Source organism: Lysinibacillus sp. GbtcB16 (assembly GCF_019091145.1).
Lineage (GTDB): Bacteria > Bacillota > Bacilli > Bacillales_A > Planococcaceae > Lysinibacillus > Lysinibacillus fusiformis.
On sequence record NZ_JAGXJV010000001.1, the window covers coordinates 1,715,761 to 1,739,090 of the forward strand.

At 35.9% G+C, this 23,330-nt stretch carries 22 protein-coding genes, 2 pseudogenes and 1 other annotated feature; of the genes and pseudogenes, 17 read left to right on the forward strand and 7 right to left on the reverse strand.

Annotated elements, in window-relative coordinates:
* Positions 1 to 29 precede the first annotated feature (29 nt).
* The 3 genes from KVT27_RS08610 to KVT27_RS08620 all read left to right on the forward strand — a co-directional run bounded on the left by KVT27_RS08610 (position 30) and on the right by KVT27_RS08620 (position 4,537).
* Positions 30 to 1,373 (forward strand): NAD(P)-binding domain-containing protein, encoded by a 1,344-nt coding sequence (locus tag KVT27_RS08610; protein ID WP_217581147.1) that lies wholly within the window; start codon positions 30 to 32, stop codon positions 1,371 to 1,373.
* Positions 1,374 to 2,070: 697 nt separating this feature from the next.
* Positions 2,071 to 2,637 carry a TetR/AcrR family transcriptional regulator gene (locus KVT27_RS08615; RefSeq protein WP_036125925.1) on the forward strand — a complete coding sequence of 189 codons (567 nt, stop codon included), beginning with the start codon at positions 2,071 to 2,073 and terminating at the stop codon, positions 2,635 to 2,637.
* A 58-nt stretch (positions 2,638 to 2,695) separates the two neighbouring features.
* Complete coding sequence (locus KVT27_RS08620; RefSeq protein WP_208704232.1) at positions 2,696 to 4,537, forward strand: alpha/beta fold hydrolase; 1,842 nt, start codon at positions 2,696 to 2,698, stop codon at positions 4,535 to 4,537.
* A gap of 436 nt (positions 4,538 to 4,973) precedes the next feature.
* On the opposite strand, the gene KVT27_RS08625 is transcribed toward KVT27_RS08620, so the two are convergent.
* A complete protein-coding gene (locus tag KVT27_RS08625; protein ID WP_036125300.1) occupies positions 4,974 to 5,294 on the reverse strand; it encodes a YflT domain-containing protein in 321 nt (106 codons plus the stop codon).
* An 847-nt stretch (positions 5,295 to 6,141) separates the two neighbouring features.
* Between KVT27_RS08625 and KVT27_RS08630 the strand changes: the two genes are divergently transcribed.
* A complete protein-coding gene (locus KVT27_RS08630) occupies positions 6,142 to 6,726 on the forward strand; it encodes a hypothetical protein (RefSeq protein WP_036125929.1) in 585 nt (194 codons plus the stop codon).
* Between the two features lie 117 nt (positions 6,727 to 6,843).
* On the opposite strand, the gene KVT27_RS08635 is transcribed toward KVT27_RS08630, so the two are convergent.
* A complete protein-coding gene (locus tag KVT27_RS08635; RefSeq protein WP_162531422.1) occupies positions 6,844 to 6,987 on the reverse strand; it encodes a hypothetical protein in 144 nt (47 codons plus the stop codon).
* Between the two features lie 265 nt (positions 6,988 to 7,252).
* Here KVT27_RS08635 and KVT27_RS08640 point away from each other — a divergent pair, with 265 nt between their 5' ends.
* The 6 genes from KVT27_RS08640 (at position 7,253) to KVT27_RS08665 (ending at position 13,149) form a co-directional block, all read left to right on the forward strand.
* The gene (locus KVT27_RS08640; protein ID WP_208996546.1) at positions 7,253 to 7,567 is read left to right on the forward strand and encodes a hypothetical protein; all 315 of its coding nucleotides are present in this window, start codon (positions 7,253 to 7,255) and stop codon (positions 7,565 to 7,567) included.
* A 117-nt stretch (positions 7,568 to 7,684) separates the two neighbouring features.
* A complete protein-coding gene (locus tag KVT27_RS08645; protein ID WP_208704230.1) occupies positions 7,685 to 8,407 on the forward strand; it encodes a hypothetical protein in 723 nt (240 codons plus the stop codon).
* 376 nt (positions 8,408 to 8,783) lie between these two features.
* Positions 8,784 to 8,999 (forward strand) — a binding site (T-box leader).
* Positions 9,000 to 9,127: 128 nt separating this feature from the next.
* Entirely contained in the window at positions 9,128 to 10,408 is a 1,281-nt protein-coding gene (gene serS, locus KVT27_RS08650; protein WP_036125936.1) for a serine--tRNA ligase, read from the forward strand.
* Between the two features lie 303 nt (positions 10,409 to 10,711).
* Positions 10,712 to 11,599, forward strand: coding sequence for a hypothetical protein (locus tag KVT27_RS08655; RefSeq protein WP_036216126.1), 888 nt, complete (start codon positions 10,712 to 10,714; stop codon positions 11,597 to 11,599).
* Positions 11,600 to 12,152: 553 nt separating this feature from the next.
* Complete coding sequence (locus KVT27_RS08660) at positions 12,153 to 12,404, forward strand: DUF7660 family protein (RefSeq protein WP_036125939.1); 252 nt, start codon at positions 12,153 to 12,155, stop codon at positions 12,402 to 12,404.
* A 340-nt stretch (positions 12,405 to 12,744) separates the two neighbouring features.
* A complete protein-coding gene (locus tag KVT27_RS08665) occupies positions 12,745 to 13,149 on the forward strand; it encodes a hypothetical protein (RefSeq protein ID WP_036125940.1) in 405 nt (134 codons plus the stop codon).
* A 249-nt stretch (positions 13,150 to 13,398) separates the two neighbouring features.
* Here KVT27_RS08665 and KVT27_RS08670 read toward each other — a convergent pair whose 3' ends face one another.
* Entirely contained in the window at positions 13,399 to 14,592 is a 1,194-nt protein-coding gene (locus KVT27_RS08670) for a winged helix-turn-helix domain-containing protein (RefSeq protein WP_217581148.1), read from the reverse strand.
* A 229-nt stretch (positions 14,593 to 14,821) separates the two neighbouring features.
* Positions 14,822 to 15,289, reverse strand: a complete 468-nt coding sequence (locus tag KVT27_RS08675) for a DinB family protein (RefSeq protein WP_036148398.1) — start codon at positions 15,287 to 15,289, stop codon at positions 14,822 to 14,824.
* A 142-nt stretch (positions 15,290 to 15,431) separates the two neighbouring features.
* Here KVT27_RS08675 and KVT27_RS08680 point away from each other — a divergent pair.
* From KVT27_RS08680 to KVT27_RS08705, 7 genes and pseudogenes are all read left to right on the forward strand, one after another.
* Positions 15,432 to 16,213, forward strand: a pseudogene (locus KVT27_RS08680) (aminoglycoside adenylyltransferase family protein).
* A 340-nt stretch (positions 16,214 to 16,553) separates the two neighbouring features.
* Positions 16,554 to 17,321: a GNAT family N-acetyltransferase gene (locus KVT27_RS08685; protein ID WP_217581149.1), complete on the forward strand. Its 768-nt coding sequence runs from the start codon at positions 16,554 to 16,556 to the stop codon at positions 17,319 to 17,321.
* A 217-nt stretch (positions 17,322 to 17,538) separates the two neighbouring features.
* Positions 17,539 to 17,712 carry a hypothetical protein gene (locus tag KVT27_RS08690; protein WP_191967699.1) on the forward strand — a complete coding sequence of 58 codons (174 nt, stop codon included), beginning with the start codon at positions 17,539 to 17,541 and terminating at the stop codon, positions 17,710 to 17,712.
* A 366-nt stretch (positions 17,713 to 18,078) separates the two neighbouring features.
* A pseudogene (locus KVT27_RS27515) lies at positions 18,079 to 18,156 on the forward strand (GntR family transcriptional regulator); the annotation flags it as partial.
* A 163-nt stretch (positions 18,157 to 18,319) separates the two neighbouring features.
* Entirely contained in the window at positions 18,320 to 18,562 is a 243-nt protein-coding gene (locus KVT27_RS27520) for a hypothetical protein (RefSeq protein ID WP_483307967.1), read from the forward strand.
* 48 nt (positions 18,563 to 18,610) lie between these two features.
* Positions 18,611 to 19,459 carry an acetyl-CoA carboxylase, carboxyltransferase subunit beta gene (gene accD / locus KVT27_RS08700; protein WP_217581150.1) on the forward strand — a complete coding sequence of 283 codons (849 nt, stop codon included), beginning with the start codon at positions 18,611 to 18,613 and terminating at the stop codon, positions 19,457 to 19,459.
* Positions 19,452 to 20,408, forward strand: coding sequence for an acetyl-CoA carboxylase carboxyltransferase subunit alpha (locus tag KVT27_RS08705; RefSeq protein ID WP_217581151.1), 957 nt, complete (start codon positions 19,452 to 19,454; stop codon positions 20,406 to 20,408). The genes accD and KVT27_RS08705 overlap by 8 nt, the downstream gene beginning before the upstream one ends.
* 882 nt (positions 20,409 to 21,290) lie before the next feature.
* Here KVT27_RS08705 and KVT27_RS08710 read toward each other — a convergent pair.
* Genes KVT27_RS08710 through KVT27_RS08720 form a run of 3 tightly spaced genes read right to left on the reverse strand, consistent with a single transcriptional unit; the run spans position 21,291 to position 23,301 of the window.
* Positions 21,291 to 22,109: an SPL family radical SAM protein gene (locus tag KVT27_RS08710; protein ID WP_217581152.1), complete on the reverse strand. Its 819-nt coding sequence runs from the start codon at positions 22,107 to 22,109 to the stop codon at positions 21,291 to 21,293.
* A 36-nt stretch (positions 22,110 to 22,145) separates the two neighbouring features.
* Positions 22,146 to 22,679, reverse strand: a complete 534-nt coding sequence (gene adaB / locus KVT27_RS08715) for a methylated-DNA--[protein]-cysteine S-methyltransferase (RefSeq protein ID WP_217581153.1) — start codon at positions 22,677 to 22,679, stop codon at positions 22,146 to 22,148.
* Positions 22,663 to 23,301 carry a bifunctional transcriptional activator/DNA repair enzyme AdaA gene (locus KVT27_RS08720; RefSeq protein ID WP_036125959.1) on the reverse strand — a complete coding sequence of 213 codons (639 nt, stop codon included), beginning with the start codon at positions 23,299 to 23,301 and terminating at the stop codon, positions 22,663 to 22,665. The genes adaB and KVT27_RS08720 overlap by 17 nt, the downstream gene beginning before the upstream one ends.
* Positions 23,302 to 23,330 lie beyond the last annotated feature (29 nt).

Sequence of the window (23,330 nt, forward strand, 5' to 3'; positions counted from 1 at the left end):
ATATAAAGAAAAAAGTGGAGAAGTGAATGATGAAAACACTAAAAATAATCAACCAAAATGGATCTTGTTGTACTACTACTAAGGAAATTAAAGTACAGAAGAATATAAAAAATTTACCGATTGCCATAATTGGTGCAGGCCCCATTGGATTAGCTGCAGCTGCTCATTTAGTGGAACACAAGCAAGCCTTTATTTTATTAGAAGCTGGGCATGAAGTAGCGCACAATATTCGGACTTGGGGGCATGTTACTTTATTTTCACCATGGCGATATAACATCAATAAAGCTGCTAAGGCTATATTAGATGCCTCCGATTGGGAAGAACCTAATTTAGATACGTTACCGACAGGACATGAATTAATTGATCTATATTTAAAACCATTGTCTAATCTAATGCAAATAAAGCCTCACATTCAGTTGAACTCAAAAGTGGTAGGAATTTCACGACAATTTAATGATAAGATGAAGACAAAAAATCGTGTAGAACAGTCCTTTATTATTTATATTGAACAAGAGAATGACATCCGTGTGATTGAAGCAAGAGCTGTTATTGATGTGACGGGTACATGGGGAAATCCCAACCCAGCAAATTCTACAGGTATATGGCTCCAAAATGAAAAAGCTTTAGCAGATCACATTGAATATGGTATCCCAGACATAAATATGAATACTAAGCGTTATGCCAATAAGAAGATTGCAGTTATTGGTGGTGGCCATTCAGCTATCAATACATTATTGACACTTGCGGAATTACAAGACGAGAACCCATCAACAAAGCTAGTGTGGATTATGCGTAAAAAATCTGTTGAAGAAGCCTATGGTGGCGAAGAAAAAGATGCATTAGCAGCACGTGGCGCACTCGGTGTTCGCATTCACGAATTAGTGGATACTGGTAAGGTTGAAGTAATAACACCTTTCTATATCTCACAGGTGAAGAAAGAAGAGAACATCCATATTTTTGGTACTATAAACGGAGAACAAAAAGTATTAACAGGATTTGAAGAGCTTATTGTCAATGCGGGAAATAGACCAGACCTATCAATTAACAGTGAATTACGCCTTTCGATTGATTCAGCAACAGAAAGTGTGCAAGCATTAGCGCCACTAATTGACCCTAATGAGCATAGTTGCGGAACAGTAAGAGCGCATGGAGAAGAAATACTAAGACAACCAGAAAAGAACTTCTACATTGTCGGTGCAAAAAGTTATGGTCGCGCACCTACATTCTTAATGGCCACAGGTTATGAACAAGTTCGTTCAATAACAGCCTATTTATCAGGAGATGAAGAAGCGTCGAAACGTGTGGAATTGGAATTACCAGAAACAGGGGTATGTAGTATTAATCTTGTTAATCAATCAAATACATGTTGTTAAAAATTCGACTGTTAGCGAAAGCTAGCAGTCCTTTTAAAAACTAAGAAGAGAAATGGGATGGACGCAAAGTTCTTGTCCATATAGAACAACAACAACAACTCATGGGTAGTTTACAAAGGATAAAAAATTGATATGGTGTGTTTCACCTTATCAACTTTTTATTATCATGAATTGATTTTGTAGATGGTTTAGTCAAATACGGATAGTATTATGAGTTATTTAATACATACAAATATTGTAGGAATAAGTAAAAGCTGAAGTCTATAGTTGTAGAAAATCAATGAGGTATTCATTCTGTATTATGTAAAATATTTTGCGCTGTGAGAGCGATCGAGACGGGTAAAGGTACGTGTTACTGAATCTCGATACGTTTCATAACGTCAAGAGCAATATCTCTTCGGAACTTAACATTTTTTCTCATTATTTCGTTATGCTGAAAATAAAGACTACTAGAGAATAATGCTGTAGTTAGATTTCAAAAATATATGAACCTAGCGTTATAACACAAGTGAAGAATTGCAAGCCATCCCAAACAGTTTTGTGGTTCAGTTCAACTTTGTTCAAAATCAGATTAATTTTTAGCAGTAAAGTCCATTAAAGTTTAGCTTTTTTGATCAATTTTTTATTAAACTAACAAAAATACTTGCAATACCTATTATAGTACTGTACAGTACTAATTATGACAAAGGTAAAATTAATGAATCAAAAACGTGTGATTGAAGTAGCTGCAACATTATTTTTAGAAAAAGGATTTGCTTATACAAGCATGGATGAATTAGTTCGTGTAAGCAAAGTATCAAAGTCTAATGTGTATTATCACTTCTCTAATAAGGAAGAATTGTTGGAAGGGGTCGTTGATTATTGGATTGAAATGTATCAATCTGCAATTGATGGCTTACTATCTCAAAACCAATTATTAGTTGAAGATCGTATCCAATTGTTTTTAAAGCAATTATCACAAGGAGTTCAGACGAGAGAATATAAGGGGAGCTGTCCATTTATTACGCTTTATATTCAAAGCCCAACAAATGCCACAAAAGTAAAAGAAAAAATAGGTCTTTTCTTTATAGGATTACAAACAAAAGTTTCTCTATTACTTAAACAAGGAGTAGAGAATGGTGAATTTAGAAAGACAATTAATATTGACGAGGTTGCACCTCTTTTTATTACAAATCTTGAAGGAGCGCTATTTATTTCAGAAACACTGCAGGATGCAACTGTCATCATGAAAACAGCAGATCATTTTTTTAACTTGCTTCGATAAAAGAAGCATTTTTTTTCACAATAAATTAGTACTGAATAGTACTAAAAGGAGGATTTATATGAAAACAGTATTTTTAACAGGTGGAACAGGTTTTATTGGAAAGCAATTAGTGAAAGAATTAGCCAAAGATGAGCACGTTACAATTCTTCTATTAGTGAGATCGAAAAGTAAAGCAACACGCATTTTTCAAGAAAGAGGCATCTTAAAAGAGGCAGTGATGCACTTTATTGAAGGTGATTTGACGAAATTAGACTTAGGTCTAAGTGCTGAAGATAAGGAGTTGGTATTGAAAACGGATGTGATTATTCACGCAGGTGGTCCCATGGATATTCAAGCGACAAGTAAAGATGCAGCTTCCGTATTTTTGAATGGTGCCCAACATATTAGTGAATTCGCTAAAAATATTCATCGATTGAAGGGATTGCAACAATTTATTCATGTAGTAGGCTATATGAGTCCCTTTGATGATAAAAATAGCAAGATTGCGATAGATGTGTTTAAAGAAGGAAACAATTTTTTGAAAATAAAAAACCCATATGAGAGAACAAAGTTTTTAGCAGATCTTTATATCCGTCAGCAGGCATCAACAGTAGGTTATCCGCTTTCAGTAATTAATCCACCAACCGTAGTTGGTAGTAGTAAAACAGGGAGTACAGAGCAGATAGCAGGATTAGGTTTGCTTGTGACAAGTATGCGAAGAGGGCTCATGCCAGTGATTCCTGGAGGTAAGGGATATAGGTTGCCATTGATTTCAAACGATGAGTTTGCGAAGTTTATTGTGCAGGTTTTCAAATTGGAGCAGCCGGCTATTCAAACATATACACTTGTTGATGACAAAGAGAACGATCCGAACATTGCTGAATTATTAAGTGTTATGTCGGAAAGTATGAATATGAGGGCACCAAAAATCTCTGTTCCAATGCCGCTTATGAAAACAATAATGAAAAGTGGAGTAAGTAAAATAACAAACATTCCTTCTGATGGACTGAATTTTATAACAAAACGAACATTTTCAAATGTTTCGGTGAAAAACATGAGGGGGGGAGATTGGTTTAATAAGATGAGTGTCATGAACTTTTTCCCTGCCGTAGTAGCTGATCTGGATTATCGATTGATGTATCAAAATGGTGAGCATCATCATTTATTTGAGCGAACATTATGCGATAACAATACCCTTTACCAATTACAAGGAGAGGGGAAACCGTTTATTTTATTACATGGTTTATTAAGTGATGGAGAGGATTTATTTCCATTAGGGAAAGAGCTTCATGAAAAAACGGGTCGACCTGTATGGATCTTGGACCTTCCAGGTTTGGGACGTTCTCCTTTTAAACGAGAGAAAAATCTTATAAATATCTATTTGAATGTAGTGAAAAAGTTATTGGAGAAAGCTTCTAACGGTGCCCATCTAATTGGCCATTCATTTGGTGCGTATATTCTTTTGGAAGCATTAGTACAAAAGTACATAGATAAGAAGTATACAATTACTTTACTTCAGCCACCTGTTGCTAAAAAGAATACTAAATCGATACATGTTCCTCAATTTATGAACAAATGGACATTGAAAATGGCAACTACTAATTTGATAGAGCGTTATTTATTAAGTAATGGTTTATTTGAAAGTACGGAGAGTATCCCTCAACAGTATATTGAAAAAATAAGTAAAAGTTTTACTTCTCCTAGAATTTTAAATACTACGGTTCAGCTTAACCGTTTACTTTTGAAAACCGGTCAAGGTGATTTCAATGAAGTAACAAAGTATAATCTTCGCATTATTTGGGGGGATTATGATAGAGGCTATTCTGCTCCTTCGCACCTGGGTAAGGTTGATTTTGTTCCATATGGTCATCATTTTCCTCTTAACCATCCGAGTGAAACGGCTAATTTGGTAATAAAATAGTAGTACTAGCAGATGAGAGTGTGGAATATTTCATCATATTTACTTATATCGAGAAAAGCTCTAGACAGGAACAGCGCATGATATTGAATATTACAAAGTCCAATCATACATTTAATTATATGGATTAAATAATTATTTTCCCCGAAAAACTATTGGGTTTTAGGAGATAGAATCTTCTACTAATGATAAGTTAGTTAAAGAAGAGATGTGCTTATTATCTTCCACAATAGGGCGCGTTTATTTAGGAAGCGTTTTTTCCTTTTAAAGGGCCTTATTGTTAAGACTCTAAATTTCCTCGAGCAGATCATTGACAATAGAGAAGGATGGTTTTTTACTGACTTGGTTGAAAGGCTATCTGGAATACAGAGTTCACGGAATACCGAGGAGGACTTGTAAAATGAAAAACAAACCCGGGATGAGATTCCCGGGTTTGCTTTTACTTATTGGCAACTATGACCAATTTGCCTGTATCCAGTTCCTTTTCGAATTGAGCAGCTTCCGATTCACTTAATCCGACAGAAGCTAATTTATTGCGAAGTTCATCTCCACGGGAATTCACCAGGTTCTTCATAGAAGTCAGGAACCCTTGCTCGCTAATACCAGCTTCTTCTGTCCCGAGTGCTTCGTTAATATCCTCTTCACGTTCTTCATAGTGCGCAAAGATGTAAATGTTATCTCGAAGATATCCTTGCGCTTCTAATTTCTCCACTTCTTGTTTCGCCTGTACTACGTTTTCTACTGTCAATTTGACTGTCATTATTTATCCCTCCTATATATATTCACATTCAATCTATTCCACTAAATTGAATGAACAAAACATTTTTTAGTTTTTAATTATGTTAGAGTGGCATTAATAACTAATAGAATACTAATGAACAACTCGAAAATATTGTAAGTTGTTATTCTATAATTGGGCGCTTTTCTGAATAAGGAAAGCGTCTTTCTCCATGGAAAGGGCCACTTAATTGAATAACGCTTCTAAATTAAAATCATTCTAAAAGTTGGCCTTATTTGTAGAACCGATCAAATGCTGGTTTTTGTATTTTTATAAAAAAATTTGATTGTTTATAACTAAGATTAATCATTTATAATAAAGTTTGATTAAACATCCTGTGTTGATATGCAGGATGTTTTATTCAACAAACGGGCCAGATTGTTGAATAACATTCTTTAACAAAAAAGGTTCCAAACGACGCTTTGGGGGTTATACTTCAACTAACGCAGCAGTTTAGTTGAATAAGGAATCATAGTTTTTGGTAAAATAATGGTATTATATTTAAGTATAGTGGGATGGCTAAAGTGCATTAATAGAACTGTACGGATACAAGGTATATTGTGGAGGGGAAAAATGAAATTCTTTAGAAAAATGTCTAAACTTGAGAAAAGTAATTGGAATAAAGGAGCCCCCTTGGTCTGCAGGAGAATTTTCGGGGAAGAAAATTCAGCAGACAATCCTGCAAGGCTAAGTAGCGAAGCCACCCAGTCGCTACGCTCCTTTAAGCCTTTCGGGTTCGTAGATACACTAACGTTAGGCGAAACTCTCGAAGGACATTATAAAAAATGAAGTGAAGTTCTAAGACCTTAAATATTATGGAGGGACAGAAATGAATAATTTAGAACAAATAATTTATGACAAAGTTAAGAAACGGATTGATGGTTGGTGTGATGATATTATCAAAGATATTTATGTATTGTCGTTTTATATTGATTGTGAATTAGACGATATGAGAAAGCCTAGGCTTACTTTGGGGTACAATACAAACTCTAATTTGACGTTTAATATTTCACAAGCCACTGATGAATGTGAAGCGAAGTGGAATTATGCTTTTTGGCTACAGAACGAAGAAATCGTGATTGGAGAGAACAACGAAGGTACTAACAAAGAAGAACTACAATTAAGGGATCAATGGGTCGGAGAATCACAATGGTTTTATACGGATACAGATGAGGAAGAGGATTTTGATCGAACTTTAGAATTAGGAGAAAGAATAGTAGAAGATTTCTATGAAATAATTAAAAATGTTGTTAAACGATTACACAATGAAGGTGTGATTATTGGAAAATTCAATAAAGCCTTACCATTAATTATTCATGAACTAGAGTATTATGAAAGATTTATAGAAATTAACCAGGATATCAATCCAGAAGACTGTATAAGGGAATTTGTAATGTGGATAGATTCAATGTAGGAGTAATTGAAACGGACGAGAGCATCGCCTAACATCATATCTACACCGCGTCGCTACGCTCCTTGGTCTGCCCAAAGCATTTCGAAGAAGTGGAATCAGGCAGACAACCCTGCAAGGCTAAGTGGCGAAGCCACCCAGTCGTGGGTGATAGAGATCCCCACCTGTTACCTTAAAACTTTTACGATACGGTTTGCCTTTATCTAAGAATGCCTGAACCTGACTTTCTCCTTTTGAAATATACAGACCAACGACTGGATTCATTCTTAATCTCCTCCTAGAATCATATTTGCCAGTTACCCCTAATCCTCCATGCAGTGTCTTAGCTTCGCTTGTTATACGAGATCTAAGTCCCAACCAGCCTCAATCATGTTTCTGCAAGTAGGGGGCGAACGGTTTAGTTGACGGGATCATGCCCCGCGAGCAGATACGTTCTACCCTGGCTACTGCTATAATAAAACTATATAAAAAATGGTCAACCAGAAATATCTGGCTGACCTTATAATACGAACGAGGCAGGATAGTTGAAGTGGGGTGTATGATGAGATCGCATGATGAGTCAACTTACAACGATGAGTTCAAGGAAAATGCCTTAGAAATCATTTTTCTTTTTGAAGTAGGTATTGAGTTCATTGGTTTCCCTCAGTCAGAGCTGCAACGATTAAATGATTTTTATGAGATAAAATGCACTCAAAAGGAAGAAGAAGTAAAAAAGCGGATTATGAATATTCACTATGATTTTTTTGGAGGTGCTAATTTCAAGGATAGAGACGATCCCCAAAATAAACAATTATCCAACTATCTGTTAAAGGAACTTAGTGAGATAAAAAACACGTTACGCTAACGGAGAACGATAGCTCGATACTGCTCCAATATAGGGATCGGTGCCTCGTTGAACTAACTGGCAGAATAGTTGAAACGGAAGCATTGAAGCAGGGCAAAAATTTTATTAGGAGTTCTTATGAAAAACAAAACAATAATTGATATAAGGTATTATGGAGTAGAAGATTATCACTTTGATATTCCTTACATTGGAGACAGATATGCAAGAAAACTGCGTGAATTCGATTTTAAAACAGGAGATTATGACCATATTTACATCAATTTTGTTGATTCATTACAAGAAGGTCATGTAGAGATTACACCAAATCTCAATGAAGATTGGTTTATTTACGTTAACATCGGTGTTTCCGTTAATAAATTCAATAGGTTTAACCCAGATGAAAAATTCATTTTTAAAATTGAATTGACTACGGAAGTCCTACGTGCCCTTTGTGAAAGAGACGGACTTGACTTTGAAATAGTAAAAAAGGTCAAGAAAATGATGCTAAAATATAAAACCGAATTGGAAATTGTTCATAAGGAAAAGGAAACGGCAAAATATAAAGTCGTTATTAGCTATCAGATAAGACCATTGAACAAGGCTTCTATTTCAATTGTTGAATATACTGATAAAATTACAGGTGTTAGTATGAAGAAAGTACTTACTAAACTTAAAAAGTATAGAGATATTTACTTTTTGGTTTCATCAATAAGTGTTACAAAGGACGTTGTAACATTAAAACCAAGAATATCATCAACAGCAGAAGTGCATTTGCGTTCATATAGAACACCTATCCAAATCCCTATTGTGGATTTCTTTACCAACGATGAAAAGATTTCTTCAGAGGTAATGTTCCGCTAACGGGCACTTTAGTGCAACAAGAACTTATAAAGCATACATGACTATATTAAATAACGTTCCCAAATGAAAGTTTGGAAAGAGACCGAAATCCAAGAAATGCTGTTAAATCAACATTTCTTGGATTTTCCTTTAAACAAGGCTCCTATAGTACTTTTCAAGATTATGTATTGTTCCTATACTTAATTATAGGGCCTTTAATTGAAAAACGATATTCAACAATCAGGCGCGTTTATTTAGGAACGCGTCTTTTTCATTTAACGGGCCATATTGTGGAGTATCTTGTTAAGGTAATAAAAGTTCTAGAATAATTTGTATCCTATGGTATGACTTGAAAAATTTGTTTTCATATAGTACAGTATGGTTAAAATTTAAATAACTGAACACGATGATGGGAAGTAGTAACAAGCACGTTTTTTTTAGAGAGTCAGCGGTTGGTGGAAGCTGATAGAAGCACTTGTGAATCCGTCCTGGAGTTGCACAGTCGAAGTAATGTAAGTAGGCTGTTGCCGGCTGAAATGCCGTTATGAAATAAGCGGATTAGGCATATGCCTAATCAATTAGGGTGGCAACGCGGGTAGCTCTCGTCCCTTTTTAGGGATGGGGGCTTTTTTGTGTTTATTTTTATTTAAAATGGAACTTTTGAATAAACCGCTGGACGAAATTACATCAAGACTTAAAGGATGCAACAATTCCCATCATTAAACTACTGGAGGTATGACTATGTTAGATATTAAACGCGTACGCGATAATTTCGCGGAAATTAAAGAAATGCTATTAACACGTAATGAAGATTTAGGAAACTTAGATGATTTTGAGGATTTAGATGCAAAGCGTCGTGAGTTAATTGCTAAAACAGAAGAATTAAAAGCAGAACGAAATAAAGTATCTGAACAAATTTCAATTATGAAACGCAACAAAGAAAATGCAGATGAAGTTATTGCTCGTATGCGTCAAGTTGGCGATGAAATTAAAGAGCTAGATGTTCAACTAAATGAAGTAGAAGAGCGATTTAAAGATATGATGATGCGCTTGCCAAACATTCCACATGAATCTGTACCAGTAGGCACAACAGAGGATGACAATGTAGAAGAATATACTTGGGGCGAAATTCCAACATTTGATTTTGACATTAAGGCACACTGGGATCTTGCTACAGATTTGAAGATTGTTGACTTTGAACGAGGCGCAAAAGTAACAGGTAGCCGTTTCTTATTTTACCGCGGTCTTGGAGCTCGCTTAGAACGAGCACTGATGACATTTATGATGGATTTACATGCAGAAGAGCATGGCTATGAGGAAATGCTGCCACCTGTCATTGTTAATCGTGATAGCTTAACGGGTACTGGAAATCTCCCTAAATTTGAGGAAGATTTATTTAAATTAGAGGAAACAGATTATTTCATGATTCCAACGGCAGAGGTATCTGTAACAAACTTCTATCGTGATGAAATTTTACTGGCTGATGCTTTACCACAAGGCTTTGCTTCTTATAGTCCGTGCTTCCGTTCAGAGGCAGGCTCTGCGGGTCGTGATACACGTGGTTTAATCCGTCAGCACCAATTCAACAAAGTAGAATTAGTACGCTTTGTAAAACCAGAGGAGTCATATGAGCAATTAGAGTTGTTAACAGGTCATGCTGAAAAAGTACTGCAATTACTAGGCTTACCGTATCGTAAACTAAAAATGTGTACTGCTGATTTAGGATTTACTGCAGCGAAGAAATATGATTTGGAAGTTTGGATCCCAGCACAAAACATGTACCGTGAAATTTCTTCTTGCTCTAACTTTGAAGATTTCCAAGCACGACGAGCAAATATCCGCTTCCGTCGTGAGCCAAATGCAAAACCAGAATATGTTCACACATTAAACGGTTCAGGTCTTGCGATTGGACGTACAGTTGCAGCTATTTTAGAAAACTACCAACAAGCAGATGGAAGCGTAGTAATTCCTGAAGTTTTAAGACCATATATGGGTGGTAAAGAAGTAATTGTCCCAAAATAAATAACGGGTAAAAGCGATTTTAGGTATCCTTTAATGTATTGCCTTTTTAAAAAATAAAAAGCTGCAGCGTAATTATCGCTACAACAAACTAATGAACATTATGAAGACATCATCAATAGCTTATTCAATAATAGGGCGCGTTTATTTAGGAACGCGTCTTTTTCATTTAAAGGGCCAGATTATGTAGTGACTTTATTAATTGTTTCGTTAAGATTGTGAAGAAATGTACTTATGCCAATGTGGCAGCTTATTTAACGGAAAATGTTATAATATTATCAAAATTTAGGGAATGGAGTTTAGGAAATGAAGAGTATTAAAAGATTGATTCAAGTTATCTTAGCAAGTACATCAATCCTAATTCTTAGTGGATGTTTCTCTAAAGATGATCTGAATCAACCAATACAAGAATATTTAGAAACAAACTATGGAATACAAGGTGAGTTTTCTGTTATTCAGGCAAGTAATAACTGGTTTGCAAGTATTGACCATCAAACATATATAGAAATGAAAGAGCCATATCGTGCTTATCCGTACCTAATGATTGATAGGGATACATTGAAGGTTATAGGAAAGGGCAGTCATGACGATATTTACCTTTCACAATTCAAGGGTGCATATATTGAGCAACATCCAAAGGTAGTTCAAGTAGTTGAACAGCTAATAACAAAATATGGTTTAGTGAAATACCCTAATGAATATGAACCAGTAAGAAATGGACCTGTTTCAATATTTCCCTACGACAATATTGAGATAGGTGTAGGTAATTATCAAGAGCTACTTGACGATTTTAAAATGACACAAAAGATAGATACTATTAAACTTTTACCTACATTGGTACCAAGCGACCCAAGAAATAATATTGGTGATGACAGGTATGGAAGGTATGCATCGAAAATAGGTGTGGTAAATTTCCAATTTGAGTTTGACATAAATGAAAATAAACACAATATTCCAAACGCCAAAGAATTAATTGATGACTTCAAAAAAAGTGAAGTATTAGAAAAGGGAATATACAGCATCTATATGCTCGTAGATGACTCAAAACATTTTGTGGGATGGGAACATAATAGTGTAGTTTTGTTTGAAGTTGAGGAAAATGGGGAATATACAATAATTGCCACTCCTAAATATGGTGATTTTTGGGACACTTACTTTTATGGTGATTACGCAGCTAAAAAAAATATAGAATAGAATTTTAGGTTGAATTACTTAATTGGAATTGACTAAAATTACACATGGTGCTACCCCTATTAGTAATATTTTGTAATTAGGATTAGCGCTTGTTTTCATAAAGGGGAAGATTAATTTAATATAAAACTGAGTATGAAAACTGCGCTTATATTCGTTATGGATAACTGTATGTAATTAAATGTCGAGTCTATATCATACCAAGATTTAATATTCGTTATTTAACAATCGGGCGCGTTTATTTAGGAACGCGTCTTTTTCATTTAAAGGGCCATATAATTGAACACCACTTTTAAAAGATCTGGATATTTATGTTAACATATAGGTGAGATTGTGAAGAATTACACTTTAACTAACGGAGCAGGTTAGTACAAAAAGGATTTCTTCTAATTTTTGAAGAATCTTTGATTTATCGTACGAATTAAGGGGGAGCAATGGCTTCACCTTTTATTTATTTTTGAATTGTAATTCAAAACGGTAGTTATTTGTAGCTTGTTTTTACCAATATTTATGATATGATATGTTACAAAATAACGTTCCAAAAGGTGGTTTAAGGATGGAAATTTATGGTGCAGCAGAAAGTGTAAAGAGTCGAGAAGATTTAATTGAATTCATAAATCAATTGAGAATGGATTTAAAAAATAATAAGAATGAGTGGAATAATATAACACTTGAAGATTACTTAAATGCAATGGAATCTTTTGTTAATGATATGGATGAACATTATTTAGAGACTAATCAAATACTACCTAAGCAACCATCTTGGGAGAATATAGCTCTAACTCTACTTGCTTCAAGTATGTATTAATGATGTCTTACAGAAATAGAAAGAATCGTTGGCTATGGGGTACCGGAATTTAGCATACAGACATCCCCAGTTATCCTATAAAAAACTTTTCAATCTTTATACTCCATCTTGATCTTGTTCTCTGTTTTTATCCTTGATTATATTCTTTGTTTCATCATTTTTAACTTGCTTGTTCAGCAAACTGGGGCATTAATCCAAGAAGGATTAATGCCCTTTTCTGTTGAACTGCTTATTGTAGAAACGGAGCAGGTTAGTGGAAGAAGGATTTTTAAGTACCCTTGAAGAACTTAGTATAATTGACGCTAGTTTCAGGGTAAAACAGTAGTAGAGGATGTTATATATGAATTTAAAATTAATAGAAAATGGTACAAATCCCAAGATAGCTTTTTATGATGGTATTTGCTTAGATCAATATCAACACTTAGCTAAAAGATGGACTGAAATGTTGTCAATTGTTCATAAAGAAGTACTTGCTTATATCAATGATGATAGTTTGTGTTTTGATGACGGTGAAGATTTAAATTCATTTCCTGTACGGAGTAAATTAACAGGTAATTATTATATTGAATCTGTTTCGTTTATTAAACACGTAAATCCAATGGGATTCCAGATTATGATTAAGACTAGACTTACAGAACATTTGCCATCGGGTGAGGATGATTATTTGGGGTTAGAAGTGACTTTGTTTACTACATCTATAAATGAAACTTTTAAAGTTTGGGGTATAGATAGCTCTTCAATTTAGTATTTCTTCTTAAGCTAACAGTGTATTGAAAACAATATGTTTTTAATGTAAGCGATGATACCTTTTCCATGCTTCGGATAATAACATATGTCTTTCACTCTCCCACCTATAAATCTATTAATTCTAATTGTATCTAATAATTTTTTAACAACTTGAAAGAGCCTTACTACACACGAACTGTAGTAAGGCTCTTATTATTTTACTTCAAAAGTAAACAACTTTATTATCTCTAAACAAATACAGGAAATATCAGTTCATAGACTCTGCCGAAATTGTCTCACACTCGTTGAATATCGCAAACTTTTGGAAACAACTGTTCAAAGCTGTTCGTAATTGTGTTGTTTGCTTCACACCGTTCTCGTACCAGATATTTTTAACAACGAGTGTTCCAGTTTTTCTCTCCGCGATAATCTCGGCTCGTCCAATGAAGCTCTCTCCATATAATAGAGGCAGCACATAATAGCCAAATTTTCGTTTGATTGCAGGCGTGTAAATCTCCCAGGTGTAATCAAAGTCAAACAATTCGTTAATAAGTTTTCTGTCCCATATGAAATTATCTAGCGGGGCAATAAGCTCGCAACGCAATTTCGGCTTCTGATTTTGCAGAACGGCTTCAATAAGCGGTAAATCCTCCACGAGGCAGTACAGCATATCCTTCAATTGCTCCACGGCAACAGCAACAATGCGAGCTTCTTGTAATAGCTGGCGGAAAACCTCTTTGCGCTGCGCTGCTTTCAGCCCCCATATATTCAACCATGCATCTGACGCACGATTCCATAAGAGACCAACCGAGCCGATTCGACGTAGTACCCGCCACTTATGATGCTCAAGCTCATCTTCCAGCGGCTCTGATGCACTCAGCAGATTTGGTTGTATGTACATCTTGGCTATATCGTAATATTTACGCGTTCCTTTTTTATGATGGATAATCAACTCACCCGTCGAATACATCTGTTCCAGCACTGATCGAGATGAATTGTTTCCACTGCTCCAGTGGATGGCCGATTGCCAAGAGAAATCTCCATCCAACTTTAAATCATCCGAACTTAGTGCACCGTGATTTTGGATATGAGCCCGTACTTGCGCTGTCAACTCTTCCATTTCGGGATAGCGTTCGGCATGTTGGCGGGCGGCCTGCCTGTATCGCTCAAAATACGGCCAGTCCTCGACAGGGACAATGGCCAGGTTCTTGTCGGGATAATCGATAAGGCTTCTATCCTCATACAGCAAATCGGCGAGCATTCCCTTAGTAAATCCTTTGATTCGCGACTGTAACACCAATTCGGCGTTTTTTCCGCAAACATCGATGGGGTCGTATTGAATACAGCCAACCTGCCGAGCAAAGTCCAATACGCCCTGCTTCCCGCTAAATTTATATTCGTCCAAAAGTCCGTGTTTCAACAACAGAAATTGCCGTACCTGGCGGTTTGTTAATTGGATCATGTGCGCACCTACCTCTAGTTTAGTTTTCTTATTATATTACAGTGGGGAATGGAGGGGAAAAGAAAAGCGAAGGCGTGAAGGGAAATTTGTTCACGTCCTCGCTGGGATGTTTTTTGGACTTTTTATTGGCTGGCTCGAGTCCAGTGCAATACCGAACTCAAACCAAAAAATCAGCCGCATAATAAAAACTCTAACTTTAAGTAATACTACCCAGGAGGGCATCTTGTCGTTATTGCATTTCTTTTGTTGGGCCCATCACAGGTGGTACTGGTAAGCCTGCTTGACGTAATAGCACCATCATTTGGCCGCGGTGATGTGTTTGGTGGTCAATTAAGAAACGTAATAATGCACCTTTTGTTGCAACACTCGCAATGCCTGTTTCTGTTAGCAAGTCCACATCTGATAGCTTAGCTACCTCTTCCTTGACCGCCTCTGCTGCTTTTTCGTAAGCTGCTATAATTTCTCTTGCTGTCGCTGGAACTGGTTCATCTTGACCAATCATTGGTACAGTTAAACCTGCTAAATGACTAAAATAACCTGTTGTTTCTACTAAATGCCAGCCTAACCAACCAAGTGTACTATGCCCTTCCGAAATACTTTGTCCTAATTTGTCATCTGTTACGGCTTGTAATACTTGCAATGTCCCTTCCACAGCCACTGCCCATTCCTTTAAAAAATCATCCACTTGTCGATACATCCAAACTCCTCCTCTATCATTCACTTCTATTTTATTATACAAAATATAAAGGAAAAATACAAACGTATGTTCTCGTTAGGGGTGTGTACAAAAAACATCTGTATCCGCTAAACTTGAGAATACCATCAAAGAGGTTAGTGAGATGAGCGATTTGTGTAACGAAAAAATACCAAAAAACAAGCGATGTAAGCATTAAAAATCGTAGAGAAGTTGCTTGGAAGTTCGATAGTCGGGGTATATCTATTTGGTTCTGCAGTAGATGGTGGCTTACGCATTAATAGTGATGTAGATGTCCTAGTGGTCCTGAATTATAGTTTACCTGAAGTAACTCGAAAAAAACTAACAGATAGACTAATGCTTATATCTGGAAAGATAGGAAATGCAGATTCTGTGAGACCACTTGAAGTTACGATTATAAACCATAGCGATGTTGTAACTTGGCGATATCTACCAAGAAATAAATTTACCTATGGTGAGTGGCTCAGGAGTGATTTTGAGAAAGGACAAATCTAGGAACAAACCTATGACCCTGATTTAGCTATTGTTTTAGCACAAGCGAGAAAGAATAGCATTTCTCTATTTGGTCCTGATGCTTCAGATATACTTGACCCCAGAGTGATTAAGGAGTCTTTACCTGGGTTGATTGAGGGTATCAAAGGTGATGGTCGTAATGTAATTTTAAGCCTGGCTCGAATGTGGCAGACAGTGTCTATCGATGAAATTTCTCTAATAGATGTGGCTGCAGAATGGGCTTTACCTCGGCTGCCCAAAGAATATTCGACATTACTCAACTTAGCCAGAAAAGCATATCGAGGAGAGTATGTTGATAGGTGGGAAGGACTGGACTTCATTGAACTTGCAGGTGAACTAATTTATATTCGATTAGTACCTAATCTAATTTACCGTAAAGAAACAAATAATTGAGTTATTCCATTAAAGGGCGCGATTCTGTAATAAGAATTTGCGCTCGGTTTCATTAAAGGACCATATTGTTGAATATCCGATAGACTGTATATTAAAGATAATTTGAACAAATGTACTTAAACTAATGGGTTTTAGTGGAATAAGAAGAATTAAAATAATTCTCAATGTGAGTTGTTTTTTAACAATTAGCAAGATTATGGAGTACATAAACAAGTGTGCTTTAAGTTTTCTGAAAATTATGGGAGGATATAAAAATTGTGAACAATGTATTATTATTATTATTAAATTGCCCCTATAATAAAAAAAGCGCGCGCTGTATGTAATTGGAAGGAGCAAAGAAATGATTGCAAATCAACAATTAGTTATAAACAATCTGGAAGAAAAATTAAGAATATTTACTCATGCAGTGAATGGAAAACTTATCAAAGAAGAAGATTTCGTTTTGGCGAATACAGAAATACCAACGGATACATTCAATATACTTTTGCCGAAAGCGTCACATATAAAAAATGCATTTAATATTAGAAGTAGCATAGAAAATATGTCTCTAAAAAAATATCCTTTTAGTACGTGGATTGACTCTCGGTATTTGAACGCCGGTTGGCAAGACCTGATGCAAGAATACAATCTAAAAGAAGCAGAACGTAATGTAATGATGAAACTTGAAAATACTCTTAATGCCGGTCAAAGAAATTCCCATCAGCTTATGATTACTCGTGTGGGGAATTTTGAAGAACTTAAGGAATATAAAGAGGTCTTTATAAGCCTATTTGAAGGTACACCAGAAAAAGATGCGCTAGAAAATTATTTTCATAAGTTTTCTGAAGTAAATTTAGGTTCAGAAATTCAAATGTTTATTGGACGCGTCGGTGAAATAACTGTATCTACTGGTTTACTAATAGATAGCAAAGAAAGTTATGGTATTTATGATGTAATGACAAAAGAAACATTTAGAGGTAAAGGATATGGCAGTGAAATGTTCCAATACCTTCTTACTCAAACAAAAGATAAACAAAAACCCGTTGTCTTACAAGCATCAGATGATGGAAAAAATATCTATAAGCGCTTTGGGTTTATAGATGTCGGAGAAATGGTTGTATTTGAATAAGGCGATTTCTTATTAAGCTAAAGAGTCCTTCGGTTTAAGAAAGAGGGTTACTATCGTAACACTCTTTCTTCTTTTTTAACCTCGTCCTAATTTTAGAAGCATCGTGTAGAGATAATAGTTAAACAAGGATTTATAACGTATACATAAATAAACCTGATAACGTTACCAAATGGAAATTTGAGCCAGGTACGTGCTTTCCTTGTAGGTCGCCGTTTACATGCTTCAGGATGAGTTTGGAACGGTTTCTGTAACCTTATTCCCGCAAGTTTTTCCTCTTGTTCAAGAGCTTTTACTAGAAGATGAATTGCTTTACATTGAGAGAACGCTTGAACAGCGCTTTGGTAGACACCAAGTGAAGGTAAAACATACACAAACGACGAAAAGAATATGAAATTGAAGGGAATTTTAGAAACTGCATAAATTTTTATGCAGTTTTTTCTTTACTTTCAAATAATTATTTTGTAAGATAAAGCCAACTTCAAAAGTGGCCAGACCACTTTTGGATTCATTCAGTAAGAGACGCCATCATCTGAAGGTGCTGGATTTAGTTTCTTTATAGTAGGTATCCAAACACCTACTGAATGAAGATAAAGCCTTTGGATGCATTGTTTATCTGCGCGAAAGGAAAGCGACAGCAAAAATTATTTCAAGGCGAATAGATTGACCGAGAAGTTGATCGTATGGATAAAAAATCCGAACAAAAGAATGTGTTTTTAGATATCGCCAACAATTACGCCAACTTATTAAAATAGAAAAAATACAGGCTGGTGAAAAGTTACCTTCCGAAAGAGTCCTTTCAGAACGTCTAGGTGTCGGGCGATCCTCTGTGAGAGAGGCATTGCGAAGTTTAGAGTTATTAGGTCTTATTGAAACGAGACATGGGGAAGGTACGTTTCTAGCTTCTACAAAAGCATTAGCTCGTAGAAATATTGTCGATGTTTATAATTAGAAGCCATTCGCGTTATAAGTTGTACAGAGACTCTGTAAACACTACTAGTGTGGGGCAGTTTTTTGTAAAGCTAGAGATAGAAAGTACGATTAATTGTCAGGATGTTTTACGAGAAATAATCATCACGTCAGGAAATCGTCTTTCACTAAAAGTCTGGTTTCAGTTAGTAGTTTATGCCGGTGACCGTTTAAATCGAAACTCAACAGAAGAAGCAAAATTAATTATTCAAACTATGTTGACATCGATGCAGCAGCTTGGCTATGAAAAAGAAGCATTAAAAGCTTACGAATAGTGGATGAATGCTGAACAATTCATTTAGACAACAAAGGGGGAGTCAAACATGGCAATACGTAGCTTATTTAGTAAAAAGAAAGAGGACGGACAGGAAAAGGGATTTCCAGAAGGATTTATGACAAAATGTCCAGAATGCCGTCACATTCAGTTAACAAAGGAATTAGAAAAAAATCATAAAGTGTGTACAAAATGCGACCATCATTTCAAAATGACTGCACAGGAGCGCGTAGCATATTTCTTAGATGAAGGTTCATTTGTTTCAATGGATGATCATTTACAAACAAGTAATCCACTTAATTTCCCTGATTATGTAGAAAAAATTTCAGTGGCTAAACAACAAACGAGATTAAGCGAAGCTGTACTGACTGGGTTAGGAACTCTTGATGGAGAAGAAATTGTTGTAGCCATTATGGATTCTCATTTCCGTATGGGCTCAATGGGCTCCGTTGTAGGAGAAAAAATCACACGTGCCGTTGAAAAAGCTATTGAATTACGTGTACCGGTTATTATTTTTACTGCTAGCGGTGGAGCACGCATGCAAGAAGGTATTCTATCATTAATGCAAATGGTAAAAACGAGTGTGGCATTAAAACGTCATAGTGAAGAAGGACTATTATTTATTTCGATCATGACGCATCCTACATACGGTGGCGTTTCAGCAAGCTTTGCCTCTGTTGGAGATATTAATATTGCGGAACCACAAGCATTGATTGGCTTTGCTGGTCGCCGTGTCATTGAAGAAACATTAAGAGAAAAATTACCAAGTGATTTCCAAAAATCAGAGTTTTTACTAGAGCATGGTCAGCTTGATGCAGTTTTCCATAGGAAGGATTTACGAAACCAAGTAGCAATACTTGTAAAAATGCATACAAAAGGCGGTGTGCAACATGTCTAAAAATTTAGCTTTTGAAGAACCAGTAATACAATTACGAGAAAAAATTGATGAATTAAAAACGATTGCTACAAAGGCAGATGTAGACATGACAGGCGAAATCGAAAAGCTTGAAACACGTCTAACACAGCTAGAACAATCTATTTATGCCAATATGAAGCCATGGGATCGTGTACAGGTTGCTAGACATCCAGAAAGACCAACAACTTCACAATATATAGAAGCTATGTGTGAAAACTTTATTGAGTTACATGGAGATCGCACATTTGGTGATGATGCAGCTATTCTTGGAGGAATTGCTCTCTTTGAAGGACTGCCTGTAACAATTGTTGGACACCAGCGCGGAAATTCAACTAAAGAAAATATTCGGCGGAATTTTGGTATGCCCCACCCTGAAGGATATCGTAAAGCATTACGTTTAATGAAGCAGGCTGAGAAATTTAAGCGCCCAATTATTTGTTTTATTGATACGAAAGGTGCCTATCCAGGAAAGGCAGCCGAGGAACGCGGCCCAAGTGAAGCCATTGCCAGAACTCTTGCTGAAATGGCGATTCTAACAGTACCAGTTATTAGTATTGTTATTGGGGAAGGCGGAAGTGGTGGTGCAATTGCATTAGGCGTAGCTAATCGAGTCTTTATGTTAGAAAACTCAACGTATTCGGTTATCTCGCCTGAAGGGGCTGCATCGATTTTATGGCGAGATGGTAGCCTAGGGAAGCAAGCAGCAGAAGCAATGCGTATAACAGCACCTGACTTAAAAGAGCTTGACGTTATTGATGGAATAATCCCTGAAATAACTGGTGGAGCACACCGCAATGTTGCGAAGCAAGCGTTTTATATAAAAGAATGTATAAAGATCACACTAAAAGCATTGAATTCCCTAAATGGCGAACAATTAATTGAAGATCGCTATGAGAAATTCAGAAAGATTGGACAATATACAGAAGCTTAAATTCATTTTTAGGTTTTTGGGCACATGTGAATTTGTTCGTAAAGAGAGAAAAATTGTTTCTTAAATAAAATAATATCCCAATGATGGAAGAAAAAAGAGTTGTAGTTTGTAAAAAAGATTGATCATTTATAATAAAGTTCGATTATTTGTAATATAGTTTGATAAAAATAACTTCGCATTTAAATAAAACCCACGCATTTTGATCAAACTTTTTTCAAAATGCGTGGGTTTCTTCTATTATAAAATCAACGATTGCAACAAACTTTTAATCAAACTTTATTCCAAACCAACACTTTTGTGTCTTATTAATTTGCTTTAAGTGACCATTTACACAGAGTAATTTAAACTTTATGAGTTTTCATCTGTCCATAATAAAATGTCTAAAAGTTCTTGTCCATATACAAGTACAGATATTATGGGTAGTTGATGAATCAAAGCCTCCTCCACGCCAAATAATTTTAGTTTACATAATATAAATTATAGGAAGTTGTGTTTCATTGAAAAGTATACTAATAATAATGAGACGAAATTGAAAAAATTAGCGTATTAAAGGCTTATAAACAAAATTTTATATGTATAACCAATGACCCCACACGTTTATAAAATTTTATCTGTTAAAATAAATTTCATAAAAAGACAACAAGCAAGTTATTTATACCTGCTTGTTGTTACCCAACGTTTTTTATTTACAGATGTACATCTTTACTTTACATACTTATTAATTATTTAATTAATAGTACCCATAGTTTCAATTCATCATTCCATTAAATAATTCGCTCTTACAGTTGAAACTCTAATAAAATAATGCACCCTTGATAAAACCTTCAATGGCATGATTATTTGGTTCTCAAATCTCTTTGCATCGCTCCAAATACTGCCTTTTTAAGGCTCAAACCCAGCTTGGCTTACATACACTTGATTTTCAGGAAATACTTCAATAAATCGGCTATATACATTTTTAAGAACATGTGGTCCGTACCATTCCTCTAAACCAAGTTGAGCATATTTCTTTTCAATACCAAGTTTTCGTGTGCGTTTACCACCACTGCCATCGCCCATGAAATAGTCATCGATACAGATCCGATCGACATATGGCTTTAGTTTCAACGGAAAATGGTCCCCACTTGGTAATATGGGAGCTATAGCAACTTGGGTTGGTATGCCTGCAGCTGCTAATTTTTCCAATGTTATAAAACGCGCCTGGATTGGAGGTGCCTTTGGAGTGAAATGTTTTCGTATCGTTTCGGAATCGGTTTCAATCGTCATACTTACTCGAACTTTGTCCTTCAATTGTTGCAGCAAATCGATATCTCGACTTACCAGTGGGCTTCTAGTCTGTATTAATAAGAAGTCAGGTGGATCTTCTACCATAACTTCTAGTAGAGATCGTGTCACCTTTTCCTTTTGCTCTATTGGTTGATATGGATCTGTACTTGATGACATAAAAATGGTTACATTTCCTTTAGCTTTGGCGCGATGAAGTTCTTTTTTTAGTAAATGTGCAGCTCCATTTTTTACATCTACCCAATTTCCCCATTCTCCTTCCCGAAATAGAGATACTGGCATTTCACGTACATAGCAATAGGAACACCCAAATGAACAGCCTGTATAAGGATTAAGTGAATGCGTATATCCGGATAGGAAGCCAGTCCCTTTATTCAGAATGGTTTTTGGATTTTTATAGAATAATTCACTACTCATGAAGGCATCTCCAATCGTTGTACAGCAATAATTAGATTACTCAATGTTTAATGAAGCTCGCTTTTCCAGATTAAGTAGCCATGTTTTCATTTCTAACCCGCCTCGATAGCCAGTTAATGAGCCATTTTTTCCTATTACGCGATGGCATGGCACCGTAATTAATACTGGATTAGCCCCGATAGCCGCTCCAACTGCCCGAACAGCTGCTGGTTTATTAATATCATGTGCAATATCGGAATAAGATTTCGTCTGTCCATAAGGAATATCACAAAGTGCCTGCCAGACTGCTTGCTGGAATGGTGTACCTACGTACTCAAATGGAATCGTAAAGGATTTCCGTCTTCCGTCTAGATACTGTGTGATTTCAACGACAAAGGGCTCAAGTTTTTCAGTATTTTCAACAAGTGGACTTCCTGGAAAGTGTTTCGTCGCCCATTCGACTAATTCATCGAATGGCTTGTTCTGTGAACCTATAAACACAAGACCTTTTGACGTTGACGCTATATAGAAGCTCCAATCTTTAAACTTTAGTAAAGACCAGTAAAGGGTTGGCTTATTCAATTTTTCCATTGTCCTGTTCCTCCATCTTCCTCATTTGACGAAATTGCGCTGGGGTCTGCCCCGTTTTCTTTTTAAATAATGTAATAAAATAAGGCGTATTAGCCACCCCCACACAAATAGCGATATCTCCAATCGCTTTATTTGTCTGAATCAAATACTTTTTAGCTGCGTGCACTCTTACTTGCTGTATATACTCAACTGGCGTAATACCCTTAATTTTTTTAAATGTTCGCTGCATATGATACGGACTTCCATGACAAATGCTTGCTAACGATTCTAGCGTTAGTTTCTCTGTGAAATTTTTATCAATATACTCTGTAATTAAATTAACCCACTCGCTATCAGGCAGATTTTCATTAGTAGGCTTGCACCGTTTACAAGGGCGAAAATTTGCACGGAGAGCTTGTTCTGCGTTTTGAAATATGCATACATTTTCTTTTTTCGGAACGCGTGATTTACAAGAAGGCTTACAAAATATCCCTGTTGACTTCACAGCGTAAAAAAATTGATTATTGTACGCTATATCATTATTTATAATGGCTTGCCATTTCTCTTCTGTTATCAGTTCTACATCATTCGAATGTCTTTGAGTATAGCTCTCTTTGTGGCCGTGATCCATTCTATTTGGCATTTTCTCACCTCAACTTATAATATACTCCC

Coding starts and splice junctions, on each gene's coding strand:
- KVT27_RS08610 (WP_217581147.1), top strand. CDS start 30: ATGAAAACACTAAAAATAATCAACCAAAATGGATCTTGTTGTACTACT.
- KVT27_RS08615 (WP_036125925.1), top strand. CDS start 2,071: ATGAATCAAAAACGTGTGATTGAAGTAGCTGCAACATTATTTTTAGAA.
- KVT27_RS08620 (WP_208704232.1), top strand. CDS start 2,696: ATGAAAACAGTATTTTTAACAGGTGGAACAGGTTTTATTGGAAAGCAA.
- KVT27_RS08625 (WP_036125300.1), bottom strand. CDS start 5,294: ATGACAGTCAAATTGACAGTAGAAAACGTAGTACAGGCGAAACAAGAA.
- KVT27_RS08630 (WP_036125929.1), top strand. CDS start 6,142: ATGAATAATTTAGAACAAATAATTTATGACAAAGTTAAGAAACGGATT.
- KVT27_RS08635 (WP_162531422.1), bottom strand. CDS start 6,987: ATGAATCCAGTCGTTGGTCTGTATATTTCAAAAGGAGAAAGTCAGGTT.
- KVT27_RS08645 (WP_208704230.1), top strand. CDS start 7,685: ATGAAAAACAAAACAATAATTGATATAAGGTATTATGGAGTAGAAGAT.
- serS (WP_036125936.1), top strand. CDS start 9,128: ATGTTAGATATTAAACGCGTACGCGATAATTTCGCGGAAATTAAAGAA.
- KVT27_RS08655 (WP_036216126.1), top strand. CDS start 10,712: ATGAAGAGTATTAAAAGATTGATTCAAGTTATCTTAGCAAGTACATCA.
- KVT27_RS08660 (WP_036125939.1), top strand. CDS start 12,153: ATGGAAATTTATGGTGCAGCAGAAAGTGTAAAGAGTCGAGAAGATTTA.
- KVT27_RS08665 (WP_036125940.1), top strand. CDS start 12,745: ATGAATTTAAAATTAATAGAAAATGGTACAAATCCCAAGATAGCTTTT.
- KVT27_RS08670 (WP_217581148.1), bottom strand. CDS start 14,592: ATGATCCAATTAACAAACCGCCAGGTACGGCAATTTCTGTTGTTGAAA.
- KVT27_RS08675 (WP_036148398.1), bottom strand. CDS start 15,289: ATGTATCGACAAGTGGATGATTTTTTAAAGGAATGGGCAGTGGCTGTG.
- KVT27_RS08685 (WP_217581149.1), top strand. CDS start 16,554: ATGATTGCAAATCAACAATTAGTTATAAACAATCTGGAAGAAAAATTA.
- KVT27_RS08690 (WP_191967699.1), top strand. CDS start 17,539: ATGCTTCAGGATGAGTTTGGAACGGTTTCTGTAACCTTATTCCCGCAA.
- accD (WP_217581150.1), top strand. CDS start 18,611: ATGGCAATACGTAGCTTATTTAGTAAAAAGAAAGAGGACGGACAGGAA.
- KVT27_RS08705 (WP_217581151.1), top strand. CDS start 19,452: ATGTCTAAAAATTTAGCTTTTGAAGAACCAGTAATACAATTACGAGAA.
- KVT27_RS08710 (WP_217581152.1), bottom strand. CDS start 22,109: ATGAGTAGTGAATTATTCTATAAAAATCCAAAAACCATTCTGAATAAA.
- adaB (WP_217581153.1), bottom strand. CDS start 22,679: ATGGAAAAATTGAATAAGCCAACCCTTTACTGGTCTTTACTAAAGTTT.
- KVT27_RS08720 (WP_036125959.1), bottom strand. CDS start 23,301: ATGCCAAATAGAATGGATCACGGCCACAAAGAGAGCTATACTCAAAGA.